This window comes from Phytobacter massiliensis JC163, assembly GCF_000321045.1.
In the GTDB taxonomy this organism is placed as follows: domain Bacteria; phylum Pseudomonadota; class Gammaproteobacteria; order Enterobacterales; family Enterobacteriaceae; genus Phytobacter_A; species Phytobacter_A massiliensis.
This window is the reverse complement of sequence record NZ_HE578945.1, coordinates 1,635,085-1,655,362: the sequence shown is the minus strand read 5'-3', so window position 1 is coordinate 1,655,362 and position 20,278 is coordinate 1,635,085. Positions and strand designations below refer to the sequence as shown.

At 39.1% G+C, this 20,278-nt stretch carries 22 protein-coding genes and 1 pseudogene; 21 read left to right on the top strand and 2 right to left on the bottom strand.

Annotated features, from left to right (window positions below; all coding sequences use genetic code 11):
- The first annotated feature begins 252 nt into the window (after positions 1–252).
- The 9 genes and pseudogenes from ghrA (at position 253) to ENTHG_RS08155 (ending at position 8,311) form a co-directional block, all read left to right on the top strand.
- On the top strand, positions 253–1,191 hold the full coding sequence (ghrA, locus tag ENTHG_RS08195; RefSeq protein WP_044177739.1) for a glyoxylate/hydroxypyruvate reductase GhrA: 939 nt from the start codon (positions 253–255) through the stop codon (positions 1,189–1,191).
- A gap of 82 nt (positions 1,192–1,273) precedes the next feature.
- Positions 1,274–1,681, top strand: a pseudogene (locus ENTHG_RS08190) (PHP domain-containing protein); the annotation flags it as partial.
- Positions 1,682–1,733: 52 nt separating this feature from the next.
- Positions 1,734–3,536 (top strand): recombinase family protein, encoded by a 1,803-nt coding sequence (locus tag ENTHG_RS08185; RefSeq protein ID WP_052332679.1) that lies wholly within the window; start codon positions 1,734–1,736, stop codon positions 3,534–3,536.
- A 545-nt stretch (positions 3,537–4,081) separates the two neighbouring features.
- Entirely contained in the window at positions 4,082–4,441 is a 360-nt protein-coding gene (locus ENTHG_RS08180) for a hypothetical protein (protein ID WP_044177736.1), read from the top strand.
- A 391-nt stretch (positions 4,442–4,832) separates the two neighbouring features.
- A complete protein-coding gene (locus ENTHG_RS25815; protein ID WP_187371639.1) occupies positions 4,833–4,985 on the top strand; it encodes a hypothetical protein in 153 nt (50 codons plus the stop codon).
- A 70-nt stretch (positions 4,986–5,055) separates the two neighbouring features.
- Positions 5,056–7,116: a DEAD/DEAH box helicase family protein gene (locus ENTHG_RS08170; protein ID WP_044177731.1), complete on the top strand. Its 2,061-nt coding sequence runs from the start codon at positions 5,056–5,058 to the stop codon at positions 7,114–7,116.
- A 164-nt stretch (positions 7,117–7,280) separates the two neighbouring features.
- Positions 7,281–7,673, top strand: a complete 393-nt coding sequence (locus ENTHG_RS08165) for a GIY-YIG nuclease family protein (protein WP_044177728.1) — start codon at positions 7,281–7,283, stop codon at positions 7,671–7,673.
- A 48-nt stretch (positions 7,674–7,721) separates the two neighbouring features.
- Positions 7,722–8,051, top strand: coding sequence for a hypothetical protein (locus tag ENTHG_RS08160; protein ID WP_044177725.1), 330 nt, complete (start codon positions 7,722–7,724; stop codon positions 8,049–8,051).
- Positions 8,052–8,080: 29 nt separating this feature from the next.
- Positions 8,081–8,311, top strand: a complete 231-nt coding sequence (locus ENTHG_RS08155; protein ID WP_145973651.1) for a hypothetical protein — start codon at positions 8,081–8,083, stop codon at positions 8,309–8,311.
- Positions 8,312–8,352: 41 nt separating this feature from the next.
- Here ENTHG_RS08155 and ENTHG_RS08150 read toward each other — a convergent pair whose 3' ends face one another.
- Positions 8,353–9,084 carry a hypothetical protein gene (locus ENTHG_RS08150; protein WP_044177719.1) on the bottom strand — a complete coding sequence of 244 codons (732 nt, stop codon included), beginning with the start codon at positions 9,082–9,084 and terminating at the stop codon, positions 8,353–8,355.
- A 163-nt stretch (positions 9,085–9,247) separates the two neighbouring features.
- Between ENTHG_RS08150 and ENTHG_RS25810 the strand changes: the two genes are divergently transcribed.
- From ENTHG_RS25810 to ENTHG_RS08140, 3 genes are read left to right on the top strand one after another with little or no spacing between them, the layout of a single operon-like run.
- On the top strand, positions 9,248–9,424 hold the full coding sequence (locus ENTHG_RS25810; RefSeq protein WP_187371644.1) for a hypothetical protein: 177 nt from the start codon (positions 9,248–9,250) through the stop codon (positions 9,422–9,424).
- Between the two features lie 41 nt (positions 9,425–9,465).
- The gene (locus ENTHG_RS08145; protein ID WP_044177717.1) at positions 9,466–9,729 is read left to right on the top strand and encodes a helix-turn-helix domain-containing protein; all 264 of its coding nucleotides are present in this window, start codon (positions 9,466–9,468) and stop codon (positions 9,727–9,729) included.
- A 16-nt stretch (positions 9,730–9,745) separates the two neighbouring features.
- Positions 9,746–10,204, top strand: coding sequence for a hypothetical protein (locus tag ENTHG_RS08140; RefSeq protein WP_044177715.1), 459 nt, complete (start codon positions 9,746–9,748; stop codon positions 10,202–10,204).
- Between the two features lie 316 nt (positions 10,205–10,520).
- On the opposite strand, the gene ENTHG_RS08135 is transcribed toward ENTHG_RS08140, so the two are convergent.
- Positions 10,521–10,835, bottom strand: a complete 315-nt coding sequence (locus ENTHG_RS08135; protein WP_044177713.1) for a hypothetical protein — start codon at positions 10,833–10,835, stop codon at positions 10,521–10,523.
- A gap of 162 nt (positions 10,836–10,997) precedes the next feature.
- On the opposite strand from ENTHG_RS08135, the gene ENTHG_RS25445 reads away from it, so the two are divergent.
- From ENTHG_RS25445 to ENTHG_RS24140, 9 genes are all read left to right on the top strand, one after another.
- Complete coding sequence (locus ENTHG_RS25445; protein ID WP_148380067.1) at positions 10,998–11,567, top strand: EAL domain-containing protein; 570 nt, start codon at positions 10,998–11,000, stop codon at positions 11,565–11,567.
- 396 nt (positions 11,568–11,963) lie between these two features.
- Positions 11,964–12,461: a hypothetical protein gene (locus ENTHG_RS08125; RefSeq protein ID WP_044177711.1), complete on the top strand. Its 498-nt coding sequence runs from the start codon at positions 11,964–11,966 to the stop codon at positions 12,459–12,461.
- A gap of 722 nt (positions 12,462–13,183) precedes the next feature.
- Positions 13,184–13,735 (top strand): hypothetical protein, encoded by a 552-nt coding sequence (locus ENTHG_RS08115; RefSeq protein ID WP_237567460.1) that lies wholly within the window; start codon positions 13,184–13,186, stop codon positions 13,733–13,735.
- Between the two features lie 180 nt (positions 13,736–13,915).
- Positions 13,916–15,565, top strand: a complete 1,650-nt coding sequence (locus ENTHG_RS08110; protein ID WP_237567459.1) for a terminase gpA endonuclease subunit — start codon at positions 13,916–13,918, stop codon at positions 15,563–15,565.
- 10 nt (positions 15,566–15,575) lie between these two features.
- Entirely contained in the window at positions 15,576–16,124 is a 549-nt protein-coding gene (locus ENTHG_RS23710) for a hypothetical protein (RefSeq protein WP_052332677.1), read from the top strand.
- Positions 16,124–17,647 carry a phage portal protein gene (locus ENTHG_RS08100; protein ID WP_044177705.1) on the top strand — a complete coding sequence of 508 codons (1,524 nt, stop codon included), beginning with the start codon at positions 16,124–16,126 and terminating at the stop codon, positions 17,645–17,647. The genes ENTHG_RS23710 and ENTHG_RS08100 overlap by 1 nt, the downstream gene beginning before the upstream one ends.
- The gene (locus ENTHG_RS08095) at positions 17,589–19,553 is read left to right on the top strand and encodes a phage major capsid family protein (protein ID WP_044177703.1); all 1,965 of its coding nucleotides are present in this window, start codon (positions 17,589–17,591) and stop codon (positions 19,551–19,553) included. Before ENTHG_RS08100 ends, ENTHG_RS08095 begins: the two co-directional genes overlap by 59 nt.
- Before the next feature lie 5 nt (positions 19,554–19,558).
- Positions 19,559–19,879 (top strand): hypothetical protein, encoded by a 321-nt coding sequence (locus ENTHG_RS08090; RefSeq protein ID WP_044177701.1) that lies wholly within the window; start codon positions 19,559–19,561, stop codon positions 19,877–19,879.
- Complete coding sequence (locus ENTHG_RS24140; protein WP_071825829.1) at positions 19,879–20,277, top strand: hypothetical protein; 399 nt, start codon at positions 19,879–19,881, stop codon at positions 20,275–20,277. Before ENTHG_RS08090 ends, ENTHG_RS24140 begins: the two co-directional genes overlap by 1 nt.
- Position 20,278 lies beyond the last annotated feature (1 nt).

Here is a 20,278-nt window from a genome sequence, read left to right as displayed (position 1 = left end):
CTTCCCGATGTTGTCGGGACGGGCGCTAATGTAGGGAAAAGCGCTGGCGACGTCAACACGATTCTTCAATAAATCTGCGCGTTTAGACAAACTTCAAGCAACCTGCTTCTTAAACGTTCTGAAATCGTCTTTTTTACCGTCGGTCGGGAAAATTCCCGAAGCAATCAGGATATTTGCTATGGTGTTACGCGAACATTCTATTACTGCCATTCCCGCTTTGCCGGAAAACAAACCACCTGTTATGGAGCTGACATGGACATTATCTTTTATCACCCGACCTTTGACAGCCAGTACTGGATCACCACGCTGGAAAAGGCCCTGCCTGGCGCACGCATACGTAAATGGGAGGAGGGCGACAGCCAGCCGGCGGATTATGCGCTGGTGTGGAATCCACCGGTAGAGATGCTCCGCGGGCGGGCGCTGAAAGCGGTCTTTGCCCTGGGGGCGGGCGTGGATTCGATCCTCACTAAGCTGAATGCCCACCCGGAAATGCTGCCGGAGACCACGCCGCTATTTCGTCTGGAAGATACCGGCATGGCGCAACAGATGCAGGAGTATGCGGTCAGCCAGGTGCTGCACTGGTTTCGTCGGTTTGATGATTATCAGGCGCTTAAGCAGCAGGCAAGCTGGCAGGAACTCGACGAATACCGCCATGAAGATTTCACCATTGGCATTCTTGGCGCAGGCGTACTGGGGTCTAAAGTGGCCGAAAGCCTCCGCGTCTGGGGCTTCCCGCTGCGCTGCTGGAGCAGAACGCGCAAAGAATTTGCAGGCGTTACCAGCTACGCGGGCGCTGAGGAACTGAACGAATTTCTCCGCGGTACCCGTGTGCTGATTAACCTTTTACCGCACACGCCGGAGACCGTCGGCATTATAAACCTGTCGCTGCTCAACCAACTGGCGGATAACAGCTATCTGCTGAACCTGGCGCGCGGCGCGCATGTCGTTGAACACGAACTTCTGCAGGCGCTGGATCAGGGCAAACTGAAAGGGGCGATGCTCGATGTCTTCTCTCAGGAGCCGCTGCCTGCTGAAAACCCCTTGTGGCAGCACCCTCGTGTCGCCATGACGCCCCATATCGCCGCGACGACAAGGGCGGATGACGCCATCACGTATATCGCCCGCACCATTACCCAGCTTGAGCGCGGTGAATCAGCGCAAGGGCGTGTGGACAGGCGTCGTGGATACTAGTTTCGGTGGCGCAATCGGCATTGTCATTAAAAAGGGCAATGATAACTGCTATCCTTGCACAAAATCGCCACAGGAGAGATTCATGTATCCCGTTGACCTGCACATGCATACCGTCGCCAGCACTCATGCTTACAGCACTTTGCAAGACTACATATCCGAAGCGAAACGTAAAGGCATCAAACTTTTTGCTATCACCGACCACGGGCCTGATATGGCCGATGCCCCGCATCACTGGCACTTTATCAATATGCGCATCTGGCCGCGTCTGGTGGATGGCGTAGGCATTTTGCGCGGTATCGAAGCCAACATCAAAAACAGGGAAGGGGAGATCGATTGTAGCGGCCCGATGCTCGGCTCGCTCGATCTTATCATTGCTGGCTTTCACGAGCCGGTGTTTGCGCCGCAGGATGAAGCGGCCCATACCGAAGCGATGATCGCCACGATGGCCAGCGGCTACGCCCATATCATTAGTCATCCGGGCAACCCAAAGAGAAATTCTACACATTAATATAACTTATTGATTTGTATGGAATATGTAGAATATGGCTCAGAAATTATACAGTTATCAGCGTTGGTCAAGTGCGGTACAGGCCGATGGTACAACTAAGGCAAGACAGACTAAATCGGCAGAGGAATATGCTCAGAAAAATGGTCTTGAAATTGAAGAAATCGTAGATGCTGGCGTGTCAGGTTTCAAATCAGCCAACACAAATGAGAATGGGGCACTGGGGCAATTTTTACGGGCAGTTGATGAGGGGTTAATTGCTTGCAATTCAGTTCTTTACGTGGAGGCTCTTGACCGTATAACAAGATCTGAAATTGACACTGCGTTAGAGCTGTTTCTCGGCATTTTACGCCGTGGAATTACAGTAGTAACAGGTATGGATAACAAGGTTTATACACGTGAAGCAATCAAGGGCAATCCGGTTGATCTGCTGACAAGTATTCTGATGTTTTCCCGTGCACACGAAGAATCTAAAACTAAACAAAACCGTACTAATGGTAACGCTCTTGCGTTGATTGACCGCTTTCTTAAACAAGGGCTACCAGTAAACATTAAGAGCGTTGGATCTCATCCGTGGTGGATTGATGATAGTGGTTCCATGTATGAGGCCGTAAAACCACATCCTGTACTATGGGCTTGTGCTCAACTTGCTATGGATAAGTTCATGGAAGGGATATCTGTATTCAAAGTAACACAGATGCTCAATGAACGTTTTCCACACTACTACAAAGGCAAGGCATGGGCTATGGCTAATGTACGCAAGCTACGCTTGAACAAGGCGGTGTATGGTGTGCGTGAAATATCTGTAGGGGGTAAGACATATGTATTACCGGACTACTATCCAGCGTTGATATCAGAGGGGCAATTCCTACGCCTACAACAAATCAGAACTACTACAAAGTACATTGGCAAAGTAGGAGAAGGACGCGTAGTTACTGACAGTGAAGGTAACAGTAAAGTTATTGCTGAACGGAATAATATTAATTTACTTTCTGGTATGAAGTTGTTCCGATGCGGTCATTGTGGCGGTACAATGATGGCTATGCGTCACGGTGATACTATTCGTTATCTTTGTGAGAAAGGTAGAGGATACCATCACGATTGTAAAACTTGGTCATTGCCAGGTATCTTAGTTGAACATACTTTAATGCTAGTAACTACTATTGCCTATATCGAACTACAACAAAAAGGGCAGGGTGCTAAAGCTGATTACACACAGCAGATTAACGCAATGGAAAGTACTATCAATGGTTATAGTACTCAGATCAATAAAGCAACTAAATTAGCTATTGCTCTTGATGATGTTGACGTTGATGAATTGGCAGAAACTATTAAGGAACTTAAAGCTAAAAGAGACAATGCCATAATTGAACTTGAAGTACTTCAGCGTAAACAATTGTTAGCAAATGATAGTACCTTTGAAACAATCATGATGGACTTCTTTACTTATGCTCAGTATGGAGTACTTCAAAATCCCGTACATGAATACCGTAGTAAGTTACGCGATGTTGTATATAGTGCCATAAGTGATGTACGAGCGTGGAAGCATGATAGAAGACTATTCATCAGTTTTCAGATCAAAGGGAATGACGAATATTATAACTTCTCCGCAGGTAACACACCTTATGAATGGGGGTGTTATGTAGGTGCTCTACCGTTCTCACAGCAAGAGCTTGAAGTAGCTGATGGGGATGTACCAGAGGAAGTATTAGAACGCGTTAGAGAGCGGTACGCAGAGCTACATGCAGCCAATATGATGATGTTACACCAAGCGAAAGAATTGCTATCGCATGTGGGTTATCCAGAACTTGATAGTAAAATGTTTTGGCCTAGAAAATAGCTAACTTCATCTACTTCACATTTGAAAGTATATTTTCAGCCTCGTAGGATTGCCCCTGCGAGGTTTTTTTATATGTAGTAATGCGGGTTGAATGGGTTAGGGCTTGAACTGCTTAGAAAGCGTTACAGGAGGAATTATAAAGTTTAGCATTGGGAAGGTTTTGTGATTGTTCAATTATCAACCATCTAGTGGGGGGTGAAGAAAAGCAAAACAGAATTATAACTACTAAAAAGTACCGTACAGAGTGTTTTATACTTTTTTTAGAATCACACATCATGCCAAAAGTCAAGATATAAAATTAGTATAACGTACCCGGTGGGCTAAAGTGTTCAGATTCGCATAGTAAAAGCTACAGGCGAAATAGTAAAGATAATTTAGTTTAGGGATCGTAATCGATATGAAAATTGCTTTAGTAAAGGAATCTGAAGGTCTACATCATGACTGCTAAATGTCAAATCAGCCTAAAAGCGGGTTTTTGACGGCATGTTATACAACCAGTACTATTGATTCCATTGTTTGGGCTGGTAGTGAAAAGGGGATTAAAAATGTCAAAAAAAGAATGTTCGATCAGTCAGTACTTTCCAGATGGATACAATTTCACGACAAATACTAAAGAAAAACCTCAATTGACGATTTTCACAAAAATTCAAGATTCGATTAACGAGCAGATTTATACGTATCAGTTTGAGCATGGGATGATCGTTGCTACCAGGCTATTTGTTGATACTTCGGAAGTACTAACTAAAACGTTTCCCATCTCTGATTTAGGGTGCCAGGCTTGTAGTGCAGTTTTCAACCCTCATAAAATTACAATGGAACTTATTAAAGCTATTCAAGAGATGAATTGTAGTGTAACTGGTACTGTTAAATATACATCGTTTGGTTTCGGTAGTTTTTGGAGCTAAATCTATAAATACTTCTATAAAGGGGTGTTTATGAAAAATTTAGCTTTATTAACAATTATATTGATAATTACAATCATAACGGGTCTATTCAAGTGCTTTGTGATAGGCACGTGTATACTTGTGCCAGTACTGATACTTTCCCATATGTTGTTTCCTGTTTCAGTACAGAAAAATGAAACATAAATAAATATAATGGTATAATATGCAAGAGTTATTTTTCATTTAGCTATAAATAAATGAAACGAAAAAACTTATTGTGGTATAATCATAGTATAAACCTTTTAACGTCAGGTCAGTACGTTAGCATTATAAACTCCAATCCTATTGTATAAGAATAGCCCCGCAATGGGGCTACCTTTTGTATAAAATTTATCGAGAAAAGCATGACAAAATGAAAAAAGAAAATAAAGACATTCGTGTGTCTGTACGCCTTAGCGAATCACAGGTGCAAGCATTACAAAAACAATTAATAGATACAGGAAAAGCCAAAGGGCAATCTGCCGCAATTCAATATCTAATCAATGAAATGATGATCAAGGGGTAAATGCTACTGGCCTTACAAGTAGTAGCAACGCGATTACAGGAAGTAACGCGATAATATAAGGATATACAAAATGGAAGAGGAACTATTACTACCGCGTGTAGTAGACCGTGCAGCACTTAAAGAAGAGGCAGATAAATTACGTCAGGCTGTGATGAATGGTACGGTGGTTGATAGAGTACTATCAAATGCTCTCAGAGAGGAACTAGCGGGAAATTCATCAATTTATGATCGTGAATGGAACTTAGAAGAGAATCAATACATTAGTGACATTTATAGCAGTATGGATCTTTCTTATGGTGTAAATCTTATTAACTCATCAGTGGGAACTGGTAAGACTACACAGTTTATTGAGACTAAAGAAAATGAGAGTAGGGCAAAACCAGGTTACATCGTATTAGTACCGTTAACATCAATCCGCTTATCATTCAATGGTGATAATGATGTATTCAGTACTGGGATTTGTACATGGAACCAGATAGAAACTATTCTACGCCATGATAATCAAGAGTACTTTTCTGATAAGACACTAGTAATTGATGAAGTTCACGGATTCTTCTTAGACTATGGTTATAAGGCTAACGTTATTAACCGTCTAATTGCCGCTTTCCCATTGTTTAGAAGTGTAATTATGATGTCAGGGACGGCTTCACCTGATGATTTTTCTGGTATTCAGTTTAACAAAGTATACAAGGTCTATAAAGCGAGTAAGGCACGTAAAGTACTTAGTACTGTAGTAGCCTCAAAGGTTCAGGATCTAGTACTAACTCAATTGAATACAAGTAAACGCAAAACCATAGTATTACTAAATGATAAAGCACAGTGTGAAGCACTAAATCAAATGTGTACCCGTACTGGCTTAGTTGTAAACGCTGATAAGAAAAATGATGATGATGTAGTAGATTTATATGTCAGTGGTGAAATGAAGTTTGAAGTGCTTTATGGTACGTACAGTATCGTTGAAGGACTATCAATTGAAAACCAATTAGATGAAGTAGATGTAATTATCGTTGGTGATGAACATCCCGCACGAATTGAACAATTCACCAACCGTTTCCGTAAGATCACAAACCTAAAGAGCGTTACTTACTACGTGAACAGAAAAGAAGTGGTGGAAGTTGGTTTATTTAATCGTGCTGAAGTAGTTGCGGATGCTAAAGTAATGAAAGAACTTCTACAAACTACATATGAAGCCCTTCAAACAGATGAAGCAAAGTATTCATTTACTAGTCAGTACCGTAAAGATATTGCTGGGAGTATGGTGTACTTCCATGAAGGAAAGTTTGAAGTATCATTTACTGGTATTGATTACGCATACTCTGAACACAGAACACGTGAGTACGCTAATGATTTCTCACTCCTTAGCACAGAACTGAAAAAATATGATTTCGTCGTTCAACCGCTACGATTTGAAGATGGTGATGGAGACAACAACGCAGTCATTACCGATACTGCTAAGAAGCTGAAAGACGCCGCTATAGACGCAGAGAACGCGATTATAGAAGAGTACCTATCTGATGCCATCAACGGGAACGTGAAGCCCGTAGAAGAGGCTACAGAGCTTTATACAGCGGTTGATCAGAGTGCTGAGAAACTACTAGCACGTGGTCTACATAAGGATGATTTTGAAGCACTAGTGAAAGGGTTCATTGATGATCGTACCTTTTTCTATCGTGCTCACATGGACGCAGATTACTTCCCAACAGGTAACACTATTCGTGAACTGATCGTAGGGATGGTAGCGGATAGAACGAATCTAGACGCTTTCGCGATCCGTGACATTGCAGATGCCGTGATCCAGAAAGTACTACATGAGTACTTTGCGGGTAATACAGCGTTGATGTTGAAACATCCTATGTGGTCAAAATGCGTAACGATGGGGAGTACTGGGTTAGAAAGCAACTCATCTAAGGGGGCTAAAGCGATTCTAGAGCGTTACATTACTCTTAGTAAGGGTAAGAACGCAAAGGTGAACGGTAGCGTTATCAAGGTATGTGAGGTGATCCACCTATCGCTAACAGGCTTACGTTTCACTAAGCCAGCCTTCACGTCATACGTAGGTGCTACCGAACACGTGGAAGCAAGGCAATCTCTGGAAGGGATCAAAGCGAAACTAAATCAGTTACGTATGTAAGTATAAAAGGTAGCGGTTAGTAATTAAGTATTTTATATAATAGATATCCTAACCGCTACCTCTACTAAAAAGCAGTACTAAAAAACAAAAGGCGATAAAAAAGGCAGCCCGAAGGCCGCCCAGTGTTAGCGTACTATTTATCGCCTCAGAAATGAGGATAAAAAATGGAGAAAGAGCAATTCATTTATATGTGTAATGTAAGGAATATTCATACTGGTTCTTGCTATGTAAAACTAGGATATACCAGTGATATACTGAAACGTATGGATCAACTAGAAAAAAGGAACGTACATTATGAGTACTCACACTTTCGTTTATTCAAGCATGACGTAAAATCTATTGGTTACATTCATGATGAGCAGAAAATACATAATGCTAATCTAAAGTACCGGGCTGCTGTTAAACGTGACTCAATGCCAGAGGGTTATACTGAATGCTATGAATATGGGTTTACAGATGATCTAGTACGTCAACTATCTAAACTAAATTATAAATGTGTATTTGACCATGAGGTTTATCAGCAAGAGAAAGTACAACCCATGTTTGAATGGGTCTAACTAGATAAACATACCGTCATAACTATAAATATCTGTAGAGGTAAATCTATGGATATAGAAAAATATAACTACTCATTTGGTACAGAGTACCGGGTGTTCAAAGATAAAGTACTGATTGGCATTGTCCTCCAGGTAGGTGATACCAGTTACTACTGGAATAAGCAGTACACACGAATCAAAAACAGCTTTCATGAGTTCGATATGATTTACAGTGACGTATTCGGGTTACGTTTCCTGTCAGATGAACAGGAGTATGGTAAAGAAGCACTAAAGATACTGTTCCTACAGGGCATGAAAGCTAATCACAATATTGAATCATATGATTTAGAATATGCAGAAATAACACATAAACTATTTAAAAGGGATCAAGTACTATAATTTTTAGTACTCCAAGACAAATAAAAAATATGAAATTAGGATTTAGTGTTAACGGAATTGAAGTGCCAGCCGAACAAGATGTACGCCACATTAATGAACATATTGATGTAGCCAATCCAGAAGTTAAGGCATACGTTGAGAACCTTGAGGATTGCTTAGACTGGGCGTATCGTGAACTACTCAAGTACGAGCCGGATAACGATTTTGTACTTGAGCAGTTAGAATTGAATAAAGAAAGGGATAAACGCACACGAAAATAATTAACTAAAATGACGTGCTAAAAAATGTCCGCTCTAATGATTCATTTCTTGACCGAAATAATAAACTCTTCAACAGGTTTATTATCAGCAGCAATTTTACGAGCAAACTCATTGAATGAATTACTTAAATCTATAGTTCGGACTTTGAGAGACATTATAGTATCTAAATGTTTCTGAGAGTCTGTTTCGTCGGATAGATCAAAATCTATTGCATCTAAAGTACTAAACAAAATTTCTGAATCTAATGTATTGTAATTAGAGGCAATCTCAATTAATTTGTTATATATAATAAGTGTATATTCAGTAAATTCAAATTGATTTCTTTTTATTGTTCGTAGTTCATTCTTCATTGATGTTGCTAACGTAAATAACTCATTAAATGTATTATCGAGCTTTGACCGGTTTTCTTTTAACATCTGATCATTTATTACCTTTCCATTTAATGAATCTACCAGTTGTCTGTTTATCAAAAAGTATCTGGTTTTATACTGCGAGCAAAGCTTGCTTAGCTTTGGTAAGTCATTAAATATAGTTTCATTAATAATATAACTCGCAACTTCATAACGTTTTTGAAGTAGCCAGTCAGGAGCCTTAATAAAAGCACCATATGCTACGAGTAAAGTACCGAAAGTACTTAATGAACTTAACCAATCACTGACATTCCCCCATTCAAAATTATCTTTGTTGTAATAGTATATAATCCCTACAGATGCGATAAAGGCAAGCATAGAGCAGAATACAATTAATATTGGTTTTTTATATTCAATTTTCATTTATTGCAACTCTCATTATTTTTTTAAACATGATGATACATAAAGGAAGTTTACAGTAAAGGAATTTTGATTAAATTATCCTTTGCAATGTAGCACCAAAGGGGCTATATTATCTGTACAGGGTAGCGAATAGTCGCAGCCCGACAACCCGAAAGGAAGAACGATGAGTACTAACGAAATGACACAGGCAGAGTTAGCGAAAATCAATGCTGAGATTGCCAAGCTGATCGCAGAGACGAGTAAACTCAACAGAGAATCATCCTGGTATCCGATCCTTGTTAGTACATCTTTGATTGCGTCAGTAAGTACCATAACTGCACTACTCATAAAATTTATCTAACATGAAGCCCCGCAAGGGGCTTTTTGCTTTGTAGGGAACATATGCGACTGATTGACCAATACACGCCTCCCAGTACTGACGATCTTAACGAACTGAAAACTAAGCTGGGTTACACGGGAAACCAGATGGCCGATCTTGCTGGGGTATCGGGTAACAATCAGTGGCGTAAGTACACTGGCGGTACAGCTCCCCGCGATATGTCCCTACACATACTGTTCTACCTGGCAGCACAGCTAGCACTATCACCAGAGGAACTCGCTAAGGTGCTGGATAAGATGAAAGAGATTGGGGCAGAAATCAAATAGGGGTAGGGTGCTATAAATGGAAGTATTCAATTATTTTAAAGATTCTACAGCCATAATAATTTCGATTATATCTCTTATTGTAGCTGCAAAATCATTGAATGTAGCTAAACAAGCGGTCACTGAAGATAGAGCTATACTTAAAATAAATTCACGCTTAGTATTTCATAGTCATTCTGACCGAGCTTTATACATAGAGATAATAGTAACGAATGTTGGAAGGCGTGACGCAGTACTTGAAGGAGTTTTGCGACATTATGAAGAAGGCCATACAAGCTATGAAGTTGAAGAAAATGGTATAACTCTAAGAGAAAAGAACAGGGTTAAATTTAAAATCAGTTTGCACGATTTTATATTGAGTGGCGATGAAGGCGAAGTTTATGCATTAGAGGATTTGACAATTCTAGATGAAGAAAATAAAGAGCATGAAATTCCTAATTCTCAAGAATTAATTAAAAGATTCAGAGAAAATAATTAATAAGCATTGTCTAGATTGAGTACTTTAGTTAGAATGCATTTGTGCCACCCTCAAGCCTAATGGGTAGGTTTGTTGGTGGCTTGAGGGTGGTTACGTGGATCTCTTTTTCCATATCATTAACAAAATTAACAATCATGCTCCAGTACTGTACCTACTGATGGCCTACGTTTACTTCAAATATTCGGTAGAAGCATTTTTACTTAGCGGTGTAGTAGGTGGGGTAACAATAATCGTTTATTACCCCTTAGAAATTGCAGCCTGGATTGTTGGTAGTCTTATGGCTGCACCGTGTTTGTACGGGTTTCTACGGATAATATTAAAACGGTAGTTCTCCCTGATCACAGAACCAATCATCCTGTTCTGCTAACTCTTTCATCCTCTCTACCTGCCCATCATACCCCAGGGCATCAAGCACAGTACTGAACGCTTCCTCTCCAATGAACATAAAGCAATCACGCTCAATAATACCGATCCAGTACTTACCCGCCTGGTTTTGAAAAAGTACCTTCTCGCCTATTCTCACATGCTCCAGCCCTGACCCGTAGAAGCAAATCCTATAGTACCGATCCAGGTGCTGGAACGCCTGTACACCACATGTCTGTGATGGATCAAATCCTACCTTGCTTGTCATTCTGTATCCCTCCTTATCACTGTATGTATGTACAGTATTAATTAATTCCTTTTGCTTGTCACTCATGGACCATTAGATCTGGTGGTCCAGCGTGATAAAGGTTGACTCAGTACAGATAAAAAATGATCTATATCAGTAACTTAAGTGCAAGTGAGAAAGGAAATGATAGTTGATCATTGGGCATTACCGATTACATCTACGGATGGAAAACTTCTAGGTATGGAGATGAGAACAAGGGCGAACATCAACGGCTGCCCGGTGATCATAGGTAAGGGGCGAGAATCCAAACACATGTTAGAGGAAGTACATACTCAGCAGGTACGCGAGATTGAACGTAAGGCCGATTGGTTCCAGGAGCATAACTTGTTCTGTGTGCTAACTACTCAGACCGATTCGAGAGCTTACAAACTACCGTTCGTAAAGTACTTCACTACTGACAATAACTCTTCAGAAAAGATCTGGCTCGATGCTGTGGGTGGTGATCTATCAAGTACTTTACCGTTAGTGGCTGGCGTGGTAGAAGTCGCCCGTCTGGATCGTAGGTTTACTGATGAACACATCAACCGGGATATCTTCCCGATCATCCTTAAGAACCTTCTCCAGTACTGTGAGAAGGTCATAGTGCCAGTACAGGACAGATACTATCTATCAGCACTACGTAGAGCAGGTGTATGGGCGATACAAGGCGAGTACAGGCCAATTTGCTTCTCTCAGGTACATACGCTGATATAACTCAAAATAATGATTTACAAAATGTCGAATTTAGGGAGGTAGGTAAGTAAAAACAGAGTTTTGTACTAGGGAAGGGAAGTAAAACAGATTAGATCTTAATGATTCTTATCAAGCTCAAGATGGTTTGTCAAGGGAAGTTAGCTAAATTCCCGCACCCTCTTGGGCTTTTTTGTTTCGTGCAAGCATCTTATCAAACGGCGAGTATAATTGTCAAAAATGGCACTTAAATCATACGAATTATATAAGTGCTTATATAAAATTTTAGATTCGTCGGAAAAAGTCATGTCAAATCGGCCAGATAAAAAGGCCAGCATAAACCACTTGGACAAAATCATTACCAAATTATATCGTTTTCCTCAGCTATAACAAATTTGAAAATTTAGAGGAAAGCATCATATGTTTAATCAAAATGTATTAAAAGAAAGGTTTAAATGCACAACTACCGAAACAGGGCTTGATATACGGTTTGATGGTGACTTGTACAAATATGACGAAGATAAAGATGTCATTACTTTTACAGAAGAAGATAATGTATATACTTTATTCGATAATGGTGAGGTGGATTCTCTATTGAAAGGACATGGGAGTAATTTACCACTGATCTGGGAACTTTATAAAAATGGTTTATGCCTCTTTGAACTTAAATCTAAATACCCGTTGGGGATAAAGGATGAAAGTCTAGTGCATAATGATCCAGACGGTTTTTGTTATTACGTAGCAAGTAATATCTTAGCTCATATAAATCGTAAATGGCTAGGCGTAATTTGGATCAATGATAATGATGAAAACTTTGAATTTATGGTGAATAGTCCTAACGATTTTACAAAAATAGATAATGATAAAGATAGGGCAATTGTTGAAAAACTAATGAAAGAGATTGAACCTTACTTCTAATTCCATTAGCTCACTGTGTTAATGGGTCTAAATACCTCATAGGCTAAACAACTATGGGGTATTTTATGGAAATCTTCAAACACTATTCAAATGGAACATCACACATTGATAGCGATGGTCAATACCACGGCTATAGCCCATCACGTAATGAACTGATCCTATCAGTACACATACAGACTGATGATTACCAGATCCACATATACCCCGATGGAATCTCAGTACAGTACAAGTACATCCGAGTACAACCAACATACTACACGATAGGCCGCTGGCGATACCACGTAGACGCTCTACAAGGCTCAACATTCAACGAAAAGAAACGAGTAGTACACATGTACGGCATTCTTCAAGAGATGCTCTTAGAACAGCGTATAGGTGGCCTAGCGATCAATGATTGGTCAGTGATCAAAGTCATTCAATCACACGCTTAAGAGACTAAATAGATGTGAATCACTACCAGTACTACCAGCAATGAACAACACTATGAACAGTACTGATAGTGAATTAATATTCAATAAAGTGAATGGAACTGATCAGTACTGAACAGATGAGAATTAACATCGGAAACCAATAAATTCTTATATTTCAATAGGTTCCCCTATACCCCTCAGTACAGAGCGAGTTTTCGGCAGCACTTTATTTTAAATATATATCAAGAATAAATATAAAAACGAACTGAATATTTATTCAGCTACGGATTATTTTAATGAATAGGAATTTAAATGAGTAAAAAACTAAGTATGTTACAGCTATCAAAAGATTATGGCTATAACGAAACTACTGTAAGGAATATATGGGTTCCTGCTGGTTTGGATATGAACTGGCCTGAAGCACAGATACGCAAATGGGTGGCAGATAATGTTATTACACCATTACGCAATACAAATATTAAAGAACAAATAGAAAAAGAACGTTTAGCAAAACTAACTGCCGAACGGAAACTAAGTGAACTTGAATTAATGGAAAAAGAGAACTTAGTAATAAATAGTGAGTACGTAGAGACAGTACTGACTGCATATCTACACCAAATTAAAACTACAATACGTTCAATTCCAAATAAGATTTATCTTGAGTTATTTGCCATGACAGATTCAAAAGATCTACGCGATAAACTACGAGAAGTTATTGATACATCACTTTATCAATTAGGTGAAATGGAATTTGAATTACCTAACGATGAAGAGATACTAGAGGATGAGCAACAAGAAGAAACTAACGACATTATTGAAGAAAGTACTTCCGACGATCAAACCGCCGAAGATTCAGAAAACTAGTGATTGGATTAAAGCTGGTGGTGTAATGAAGTTGGTTGATGGGCCGGGTATGGGTTTAGACTTTGTACCGTTTGCCTTTCAATGTGAACCGATGGATATTGCCCAAGATAGAAGTACTAAAAAATAGTGATTCAGGCATGTTCCCAGCTCCTAAAAACTCAAGTTATGACTGCAATAGCCATGAACATGATGGCAAACAATCCGGCCAACTTTGCTTTCGCATCATCCAGTGCTGATGAAATCAAAAAATTTCGACTTGGTAAATTCATGCCAGTAGTTGAAAGTAGTCCAGTACTTAAACCATTAGTTACCGACAAGGCAGATAAGAACGCAGCCAATAACGCAAAACAAACAGAACTAAAGAATGGCACATTCATTTACTGGCTAAACCTTAATACACCCGGAAACCTTCGTGGGATCACGTGTAGTACTGTACTACTGGATGAAGTATCAAACGTAGAGATTGGGGAAGAAGGTAATCCAATTAAATTAGCAGAGGCCAGAACGTCCACATTTGGTTCAGATGCCCTTGTCGTAGTTGCCAGTACCCCACTGTTTAAGAATGACTTAATCAACGCAGAATTTAACCTATCAGATCAACGGTACTGGTACGTTACACATACTTGTGGACATGAATATAAATTTGAATGGGAACAAGTTAAGTTTCAATTCAAACAACTTGAGAATGGTCGTGCTATTCCAGATGCCACTACCGCAAAATTAATATGTCCACATTGTGAAAATGAAATTGATGAACATACACGTCACCAGATGGTAGACAATGGTAGATGGATTGCCACTAATCCAAATGGTGAAAAGGGTGTAGTAGGTTATCAAATCAGCCGTATGTACTCACCGCTTGGTACTATTGAAGAAATGGTATCACATTATGCTGATGCCCTGTATTCATTCAATCTTCAAACTTTCTATAATAATGAATTGGGTGAAGTATATGAAAACGAGTATGAAAAAGAACTTGATATTATTCAGCTTGAGCAAACGCGTGATGACAGTTTTCATATTCATAACATTCCAGAACAGGCATTGGGAATTTGTATTAGTGCCGATCAGCAACTTGATAGACTTGAAGCAACTGTAACTGCCTTTGATGAAAAGAATGTATGGGTACTTGGTCATGAATTCTTCTATTCACATGACTGTACTAAGTTAGAAGCACCTGCCTGGAATGAACTTGATAAGTTCTGCCGTCAGCAATTTAAGACGCCATCACAACGCATAGTTCCAACTCTCGCAGTGTTTGTAGATAGTTCGAATGGCAATGCTACTGAAACAGTTAAACGCTTTACAGGACGTTGGGCGAAGTATCATCCCATTAAAGGTAGTTCATCAACCACAAGCCCACTATTCAAGAAATCAACTGAGGCTGGTTATAAACTTCAAGTACTGAACGTTCATGAAGGTAAATTAACTATTCGTAAATTACTAAATCACATGCTTAGTGATACTCCAGAGTTAGCACCAACGCAATTACATTTTAGTAGTTCATTACCACATGATTACTTTGAGCAACTTACCGCAGAAGAATTAAAACCAAAGGGTGGTAAATTACAGTGGAGATTAAAACAAGGACAGAAACGTAATGAAGCATTGGACTGTTTAAACTACTGCCTAATAGCACGTGAATATGCTGTAAGTAAACTTGGTACTAATCAGCCATATAGAAAGTTACGTGAACATAAATCTGAACTTAAGGAAGAAATAAATAATCCTCCAGTGATAAATAAAGAAGAAACAAAACCAATTCCAGTACAGACGCGTAAGAATATACTACGTAAACCACGTGTAGGTAATAATTGGTTCGGCAAATAAGGAAATAAACATGGCAAATGTATTACCAGAGAAAATCTATATGACCATGAACCCATATGATTTTTATGTACGTATGCCTCCACACTCAACACTAATTGTTAACTATCTATCAACTGGTAATAGTACAACAATTGATAACTTTGCAAGTACTGAGGAAGCAACTCTAATTACTTTCCAGATTGATTCACCTAATGATAAGTTATTCTGTATTCTCTTTGATAACGCAAAGGGAACTAATAGTAACTTCGTAAGTGAATTGATTAATCCGGCAAAGTATACAAGTGAATATGCTCAACTAATCACATTGATTAAAGAAATTGATGACGTTATTGCAGCTAAAGTTGCTGGTGGTGGAGTATATAGTACAACAATTAATAATAAAACGTTAGTGTCAGAATCGTTAACTAATCTTGAAAACATGCGTATCCGTTATATCAAACGTGCTAATGCTCTTTGGGCATCCATGAATGATCAACCAGTAAATGGTAATGGTAAGCCATTTAAATCAGTAACTGTTTTTCGTGACCCTAACTATCCGAACAGATGGGGGACACGATAATGTTTTGGAAGAAACCAAAAGAAGAAAAACCAGTACTACAACCACAGGCAAGCAAGAAACGTTTTATCGATTCTCCACAAAAGAACTTGAAGCGTGACCTACAGGCAGTACGTGGAATGAGTACACCAGTAATTAGCTTTGGATTCACTAGCGGTACTGGTTCATCAAACATCAATAACATCATCCGTTGGTTCTTACCTGAATGGCGTAACGCAAGCCGTGATGCAGTAATGAAAACTCCCATTGGACGTAAGTACATGAACTTGTCCGTAGATGGCGTAGTAGGTGCTGAGGGTGTTTACGTTAAGCCAGCTCCAGAACTTGATGATATGGATGCTGATGAACTTCATGAACTAAGTAAGAAACTTGAAAAACGTTTTGATCGTTGGGCTTATGACGCAGACCGCTTTAGCCTTGATGGTTCCATGACTCTTGATACATTCCAACAGACAGTTGAAAAGATTCGTGTAACTGATGGTGAATGCTTCATTCGTATTCACAACGTTAACGGTACTGTCAAAATTGAGATTATCGACGCTGCACGATTAACGCAATTGAATAACCAGTGGCTTGATAATGGGAATTACATTTCAAATGGTGTGGAATGGGATAAAAATCATAAACCAGTTAATTACTATTTCTGTATCTATAACCCAATTACATATACCTATGACGCAACAGCATTTGACATTATTCCAGCAAGTGAAATTTGTCACTATATGATTAGTGATTCAATGGGACAGGAACGCGGTATTCCAGATATGATTAGTACTACTAAGACAATGGAAGACCTAAAGAACTTCACTGAGGCAACATTAATAGCTAAACGAGTATCCGCAAGTACTACCGCCTTTATTACTAATAACAATAATGATACCGATCAGGTTGAGTTAGTTGCAGGTGAAGATAACACTACTGCTACCTACACTGAATACCTTGAGGCAGGGGCAGTATTTGAACTTGGTAAGAATCAGGACATTAAGACAGTTAACCCACAATCGGGTGTAGATCGTATTGGTGAATTTACTGATGAACTAATGAATCAAATCAGTATGGGATTAAACGTTACTAAGCAATCACTAATGGGTAGTACCGCTGATGCTTCATTCAGTGCTGCTAAATTGGCAGAACGTCTACAGGCAACAACTTTCCGTACTCGTACTAATACCCTAATCAGTAAAGTACTTAAGCCAATTTATCGTGAATGGCTAAAGAATGAAATGATAAATAACAATAGTCTTAATCTTTCTTTCTCAGATTTTGATGAATTAATTTGTGCTCGTTATATTCCAGTAAAACCAATCTCACTTGATCCAGTGAAGGATATTCAAGCGGAGATTATGCTACTTGATGCAGGACTTAAATCTAAAACACAAATCATTAGTGAAATGGGTGGTGATCCACGCATTACGCTTGAGGAAATTGCTAAGGAGAAAGACATACAAAATAAGGAAATGAATTCAAATGGATTTGAAACTAAAGAATCAGAAGAGGGAACTAACGATTCCAGTTCGGGCGATTGATGAAACAGCCCGTACTATTGAAGTTGCTTTTTGTTCTGAAACTCCAGTAAGCCGTATCATTGATGACAATCTATATTACGAAATCCTTCTTTGTGGTGATGAAAACGTAGACCTACACCGCCTTAATAACAAGGGGGCAGTACTTTTTAATCATGACAGAGATAAGCTAATTGGTGCTGTAGTTGATGCACGAATGGATGCGGATCGTGTTGGTCGTGCAACATTAAAAATTAGTAATGTAGGACTTGGTTCAACTATGTGGGGAATGATTCAGGAAGGAATCTTATCACATGTAAGTATCGGATATAACATCTTTGATTATCGCATGGATGGTAACAATATTATTGTTACTGACTTTGAAATATATGAAATCTCATTAGTAACTGTACCCGCAGATGAAACAGTTGGTATTGGTCGCTCACTTGGTGGTGATCCATCTAGTGCTATGCGTGAAGTACTACAAGATGAATTAGAAGAAGCCCATGAAGATGAATCACTAAATAGTAGTAATGAAACTACTACAGAGGAAAGACTCATGGAAGAACAAGAAGGCATGGAAGAAACCCGCCTAGATAATGAATCATATGACATTAAAGAAACTCTAATTGATAATGATGAAAATGGTGGTGTAGCTAACATTGAACTTAGTGATGGTGAATTAGAAGAGATGCTATCTAAGCGTCCAGACCTATTAGCTAAACTACAAAATAAAGGTGTTGAACCTGAAACACTAAATAGTAATGAACCAACTGAACAAGAAGATAAACGCGATATTGGCGAATTCTCTGATGCTGATGGAAACGCAGAACATCCAGAAGAAATGGAAGATGATGCAGAAAAAGCAGAACAAGAACGTAAACGCGAACTTACTTCAATTGGTAAAGTACTAAACGTGGATGTATCAGAAGCAATTGCTAAAGGAATTAGCATTTCTGATTTCAAACGTTCACTAAATAAAGAAAACAAAAATCCTATTAACGTTAAGGAAAACAAAATGGAAAAATCCGTAATTAATGGTCTAATTCGTGCTGCTGCTGAAGGTAAACCATTTGATGGTGCTCGTGTTGAAGTACCTGTAAACCAACTTCGTGCTACATCTACTGCTCCGGCTACTGGTGGTGCGTTAGTTAAAGAAGTTTATGTAGATTCATACATTGATGTACTTCGTGCTAATTCAATCTTTGCTCAACTACCTGTACAAACCTTTAGTGGTCTTGAGGGTGAAGGTGATTTGGTAATTCCAAAATTGGTAAGTGATTTTACTAATATGTTCGCATTCATTGCCGAAGGTGCTAATTCACCAGAAGTTGATGCTTCATTTGAACGTTTAGTTCTTAAACCACAAACTTTCTCCGGTTCTGTACCAATTACCCGTACTCTAATTAAGAGTGCTGACACTGCTGAACGTTATGTACAAGATGCTATGGTTCGTGGTGCTGGCTTGAAACTAGAACGTGAAATTCTAACTTCTATCGTAACTGCTGCTCCATCCGATACTTTAACTGCTGCTCCTACTCAGGCTGATATCCAATCTGCTCTATCTGTACTTGCTGCTCAGAATGTCCGTGTAGATAACGTAGTTGCTGTAGTTCATCCAACAACTGCTGCTGTATTGCGTAGTACTCTTGTTGGGGCTAACACCGCTGCTAAGTTCATGATCGAAGGTTATCGTTTTGAAGCATATCTATGTGATTCAGTACGTGTAATCGAATCTACTCAAGTTGCTGCTGGTCAAATCATCTTTGGTGACTTCTCCAATGTAGTACTTGCATCATGGGGTGGCTTAACTGTAGATCGTGATGATACTACTCTACGTGCATCACAAGGCATTGTACTACGTACTTTCGCATACATTGATCATGCTGTAGCTCATGAAGAAGCATTCTACGTAGTTAAATTGGCGTAATCACTATGAGAGCATTTACAAGTAGTGAAATAAACATCTTTCTAAATGCTTTCGGTGAATCAGTACAAACGAATATGGGAACTACTTTCAAGGCCATACTTGAAATGGTTCCCATTTCTATTTCTACCGGTACTGGTGATTTCATTGAAGGTTATGAAGAATTTTGTTCAGCCAAGAAAAGCGATATTACTGATATTACAATTGGTACTGTATTAGTGATTAGGGGAGTAAATAACATAGTATATAACATTGTTGATGATCTATCTGGTGTAGTTGATATCTATTACCGCACGGAGGAAGGGCAACACTTTGCGGAGGACTATTAATGAGTCAACTAGTAACAAAAACAAGAAAAACATTAAAAGAATTAATTAAAGCTACTAAGGAATTAACAGTAAGTCGTGATGCTGATGTATTTGCAGAAGTGGCTTTTAATTTTGATTGTGAATCACTTAATTATGGGGCAGTACAGAGGCAAGCAGGTAACTTTACAATTCAATATGCAGTTAGTCCAAATCCCAATTCTGGTAATACTGCTCCATCAGTAACATATGATGATGTTATTAGTACTTTCGATCAATTAAAAGGACAGGCATTTGTTGATGCTGGTCTAATTTTACTTTCATATAGCTATGAACAAAGTGATGTTGTAACCGATCCTAAAACTGGTTCTGTTTCTATTGCCTTTTCCATAAATATAACAGTAACTGAGAAAAGGAACTAAT

Coding starts and splice junctions, on each gene's coding strand:
- ENTHG_RS08100 (WP_044177705.1), top strand. CDS start 16,124: ATGTTTTGGAAGAAACCAAAAGAAGAAAAACCAGTACTACAACCACAG.
- ENTHG_RS08170 (WP_044177731.1), top strand. CDS start 5,056: ATGGAAGAGGAACTATTACTACCGCGTGTAGTAGACCGTGCAGCACTT.
- ENTHG_RS08180 (WP_044177736.1), top strand. CDS start 4,082: ATGTCAAAAAAAGAATGTTCGATCAGTCAGTACTTTCCAGATGGATAC.
- ENTHG_RS08110 (WP_237567459.1), top strand. CDS start 13,916: ATGAACATGATGGCAAACAATCCGGCCAACTTTGCTTTCGCATCATCC.
- ghrA (WP_044177739.1), top strand. CDS start 253: ATGGACATTATCTTTTATCACCCGACCTTTGACAGCCAGTACTGGATC.
- ENTHG_RS08125 (WP_044177711.1), top strand. CDS start 11,964: ATGTTTAATCAAAATGTATTAAAAGAAAGGTTTAAATGCACAACTACC.
- ENTHG_RS08185 (WP_052332679.1), top strand. CDS start 1,734: ATGGCTCAGAAATTATACAGTTATCAGCGTTGGTCAAGTGCGGTACAG.
- ENTHG_RS23710 (WP_052332677.1), top strand. CDS start 15,576: ATGGCAAATGTATTACCAGAGAAAATCTATATGACCATGAACCCATAT.
- ENTHG_RS08135 (WP_044177713.1), bottom strand. CDS start 10,835: ATGACAAGCAAGGTAGGATTTGATCCATCACAGACATGTGGTGTACAG.
- ENTHG_RS08155 (WP_145973651.1), top strand. CDS start 8,081: ATGAAATTAGGATTTAGTGTTAACGGAATTGAAGTGCCAGCCGAACAA.
- ENTHG_RS25815 (WP_187371639.1), top strand. CDS start 4,833: ATGAAAAAAGAAAATAAAGACATTCGTGTGTCTGTACGCCTTAGCGAA.
- ENTHG_RS08165 (WP_044177728.1), top strand. CDS start 7,281: ATGGAGAAAGAGCAATTCATTTATATGTGTAATGTAAGGAATATTCAT.
- ENTHG_RS08145 (WP_044177717.1), top strand. CDS start 9,466: ATGCGACTGATTGACCAATACACGCCTCCCAGTACTGACGATCTTAAC.
- ENTHG_RS08160 (WP_044177725.1), top strand. CDS start 7,722: ATGGATATAGAAAAATATAACTACTCATTTGGTACAGAGTACCGGGTG.
- ENTHG_RS25445 (WP_148380067.1), top strand. CDS start 10,998: ATGATAGTTGATCATTGGGCATTACCGATTACATCTACGGATGGAAAA.
- ENTHG_RS08140 (WP_044177715.1), top strand. CDS start 9,746: ATGGAAGTATTCAATTATTTTAAAGATTCTACAGCCATAATAATTTCG.
- ENTHG_RS08095 (WP_044177703.1), top strand. CDS start 17,589: ATGGATTTGAAACTAAAGAATCAGAAGAGGGAACTAACGATTCCAGTT.
- ENTHG_RS08115 (WP_237567460.1), top strand. CDS start 13,184: ATGAGTAAAAAACTAAGTATGTTACAGCTATCAAAAGATTATGGCTAT.
- ENTHG_RS24140 (WP_071825829.1), top strand. CDS start 19,879: ATGAGTCAACTAGTAACAAAAACAAGAAAAACATTAAAAGAATTAATT.
- ENTHG_RS08090 (WP_044177701.1), top strand. CDS start 19,559: ATGAGAGCATTTACAAGTAGTGAAATAAACATCTTTCTAAATGCTTTC.
- ENTHG_RS25810 (WP_187371644.1), top strand. CDS start 9,248: ATGAGTACTAACGAAATGACACAGGCAGAGTTAGCGAAAATCAATGCT.
- ENTHG_RS08150 (WP_044177719.1), bottom strand. CDS start 9,084: ATGAAAATTGAATATAAAAAACCAATATTAATTGTATTCTGCTCTATG.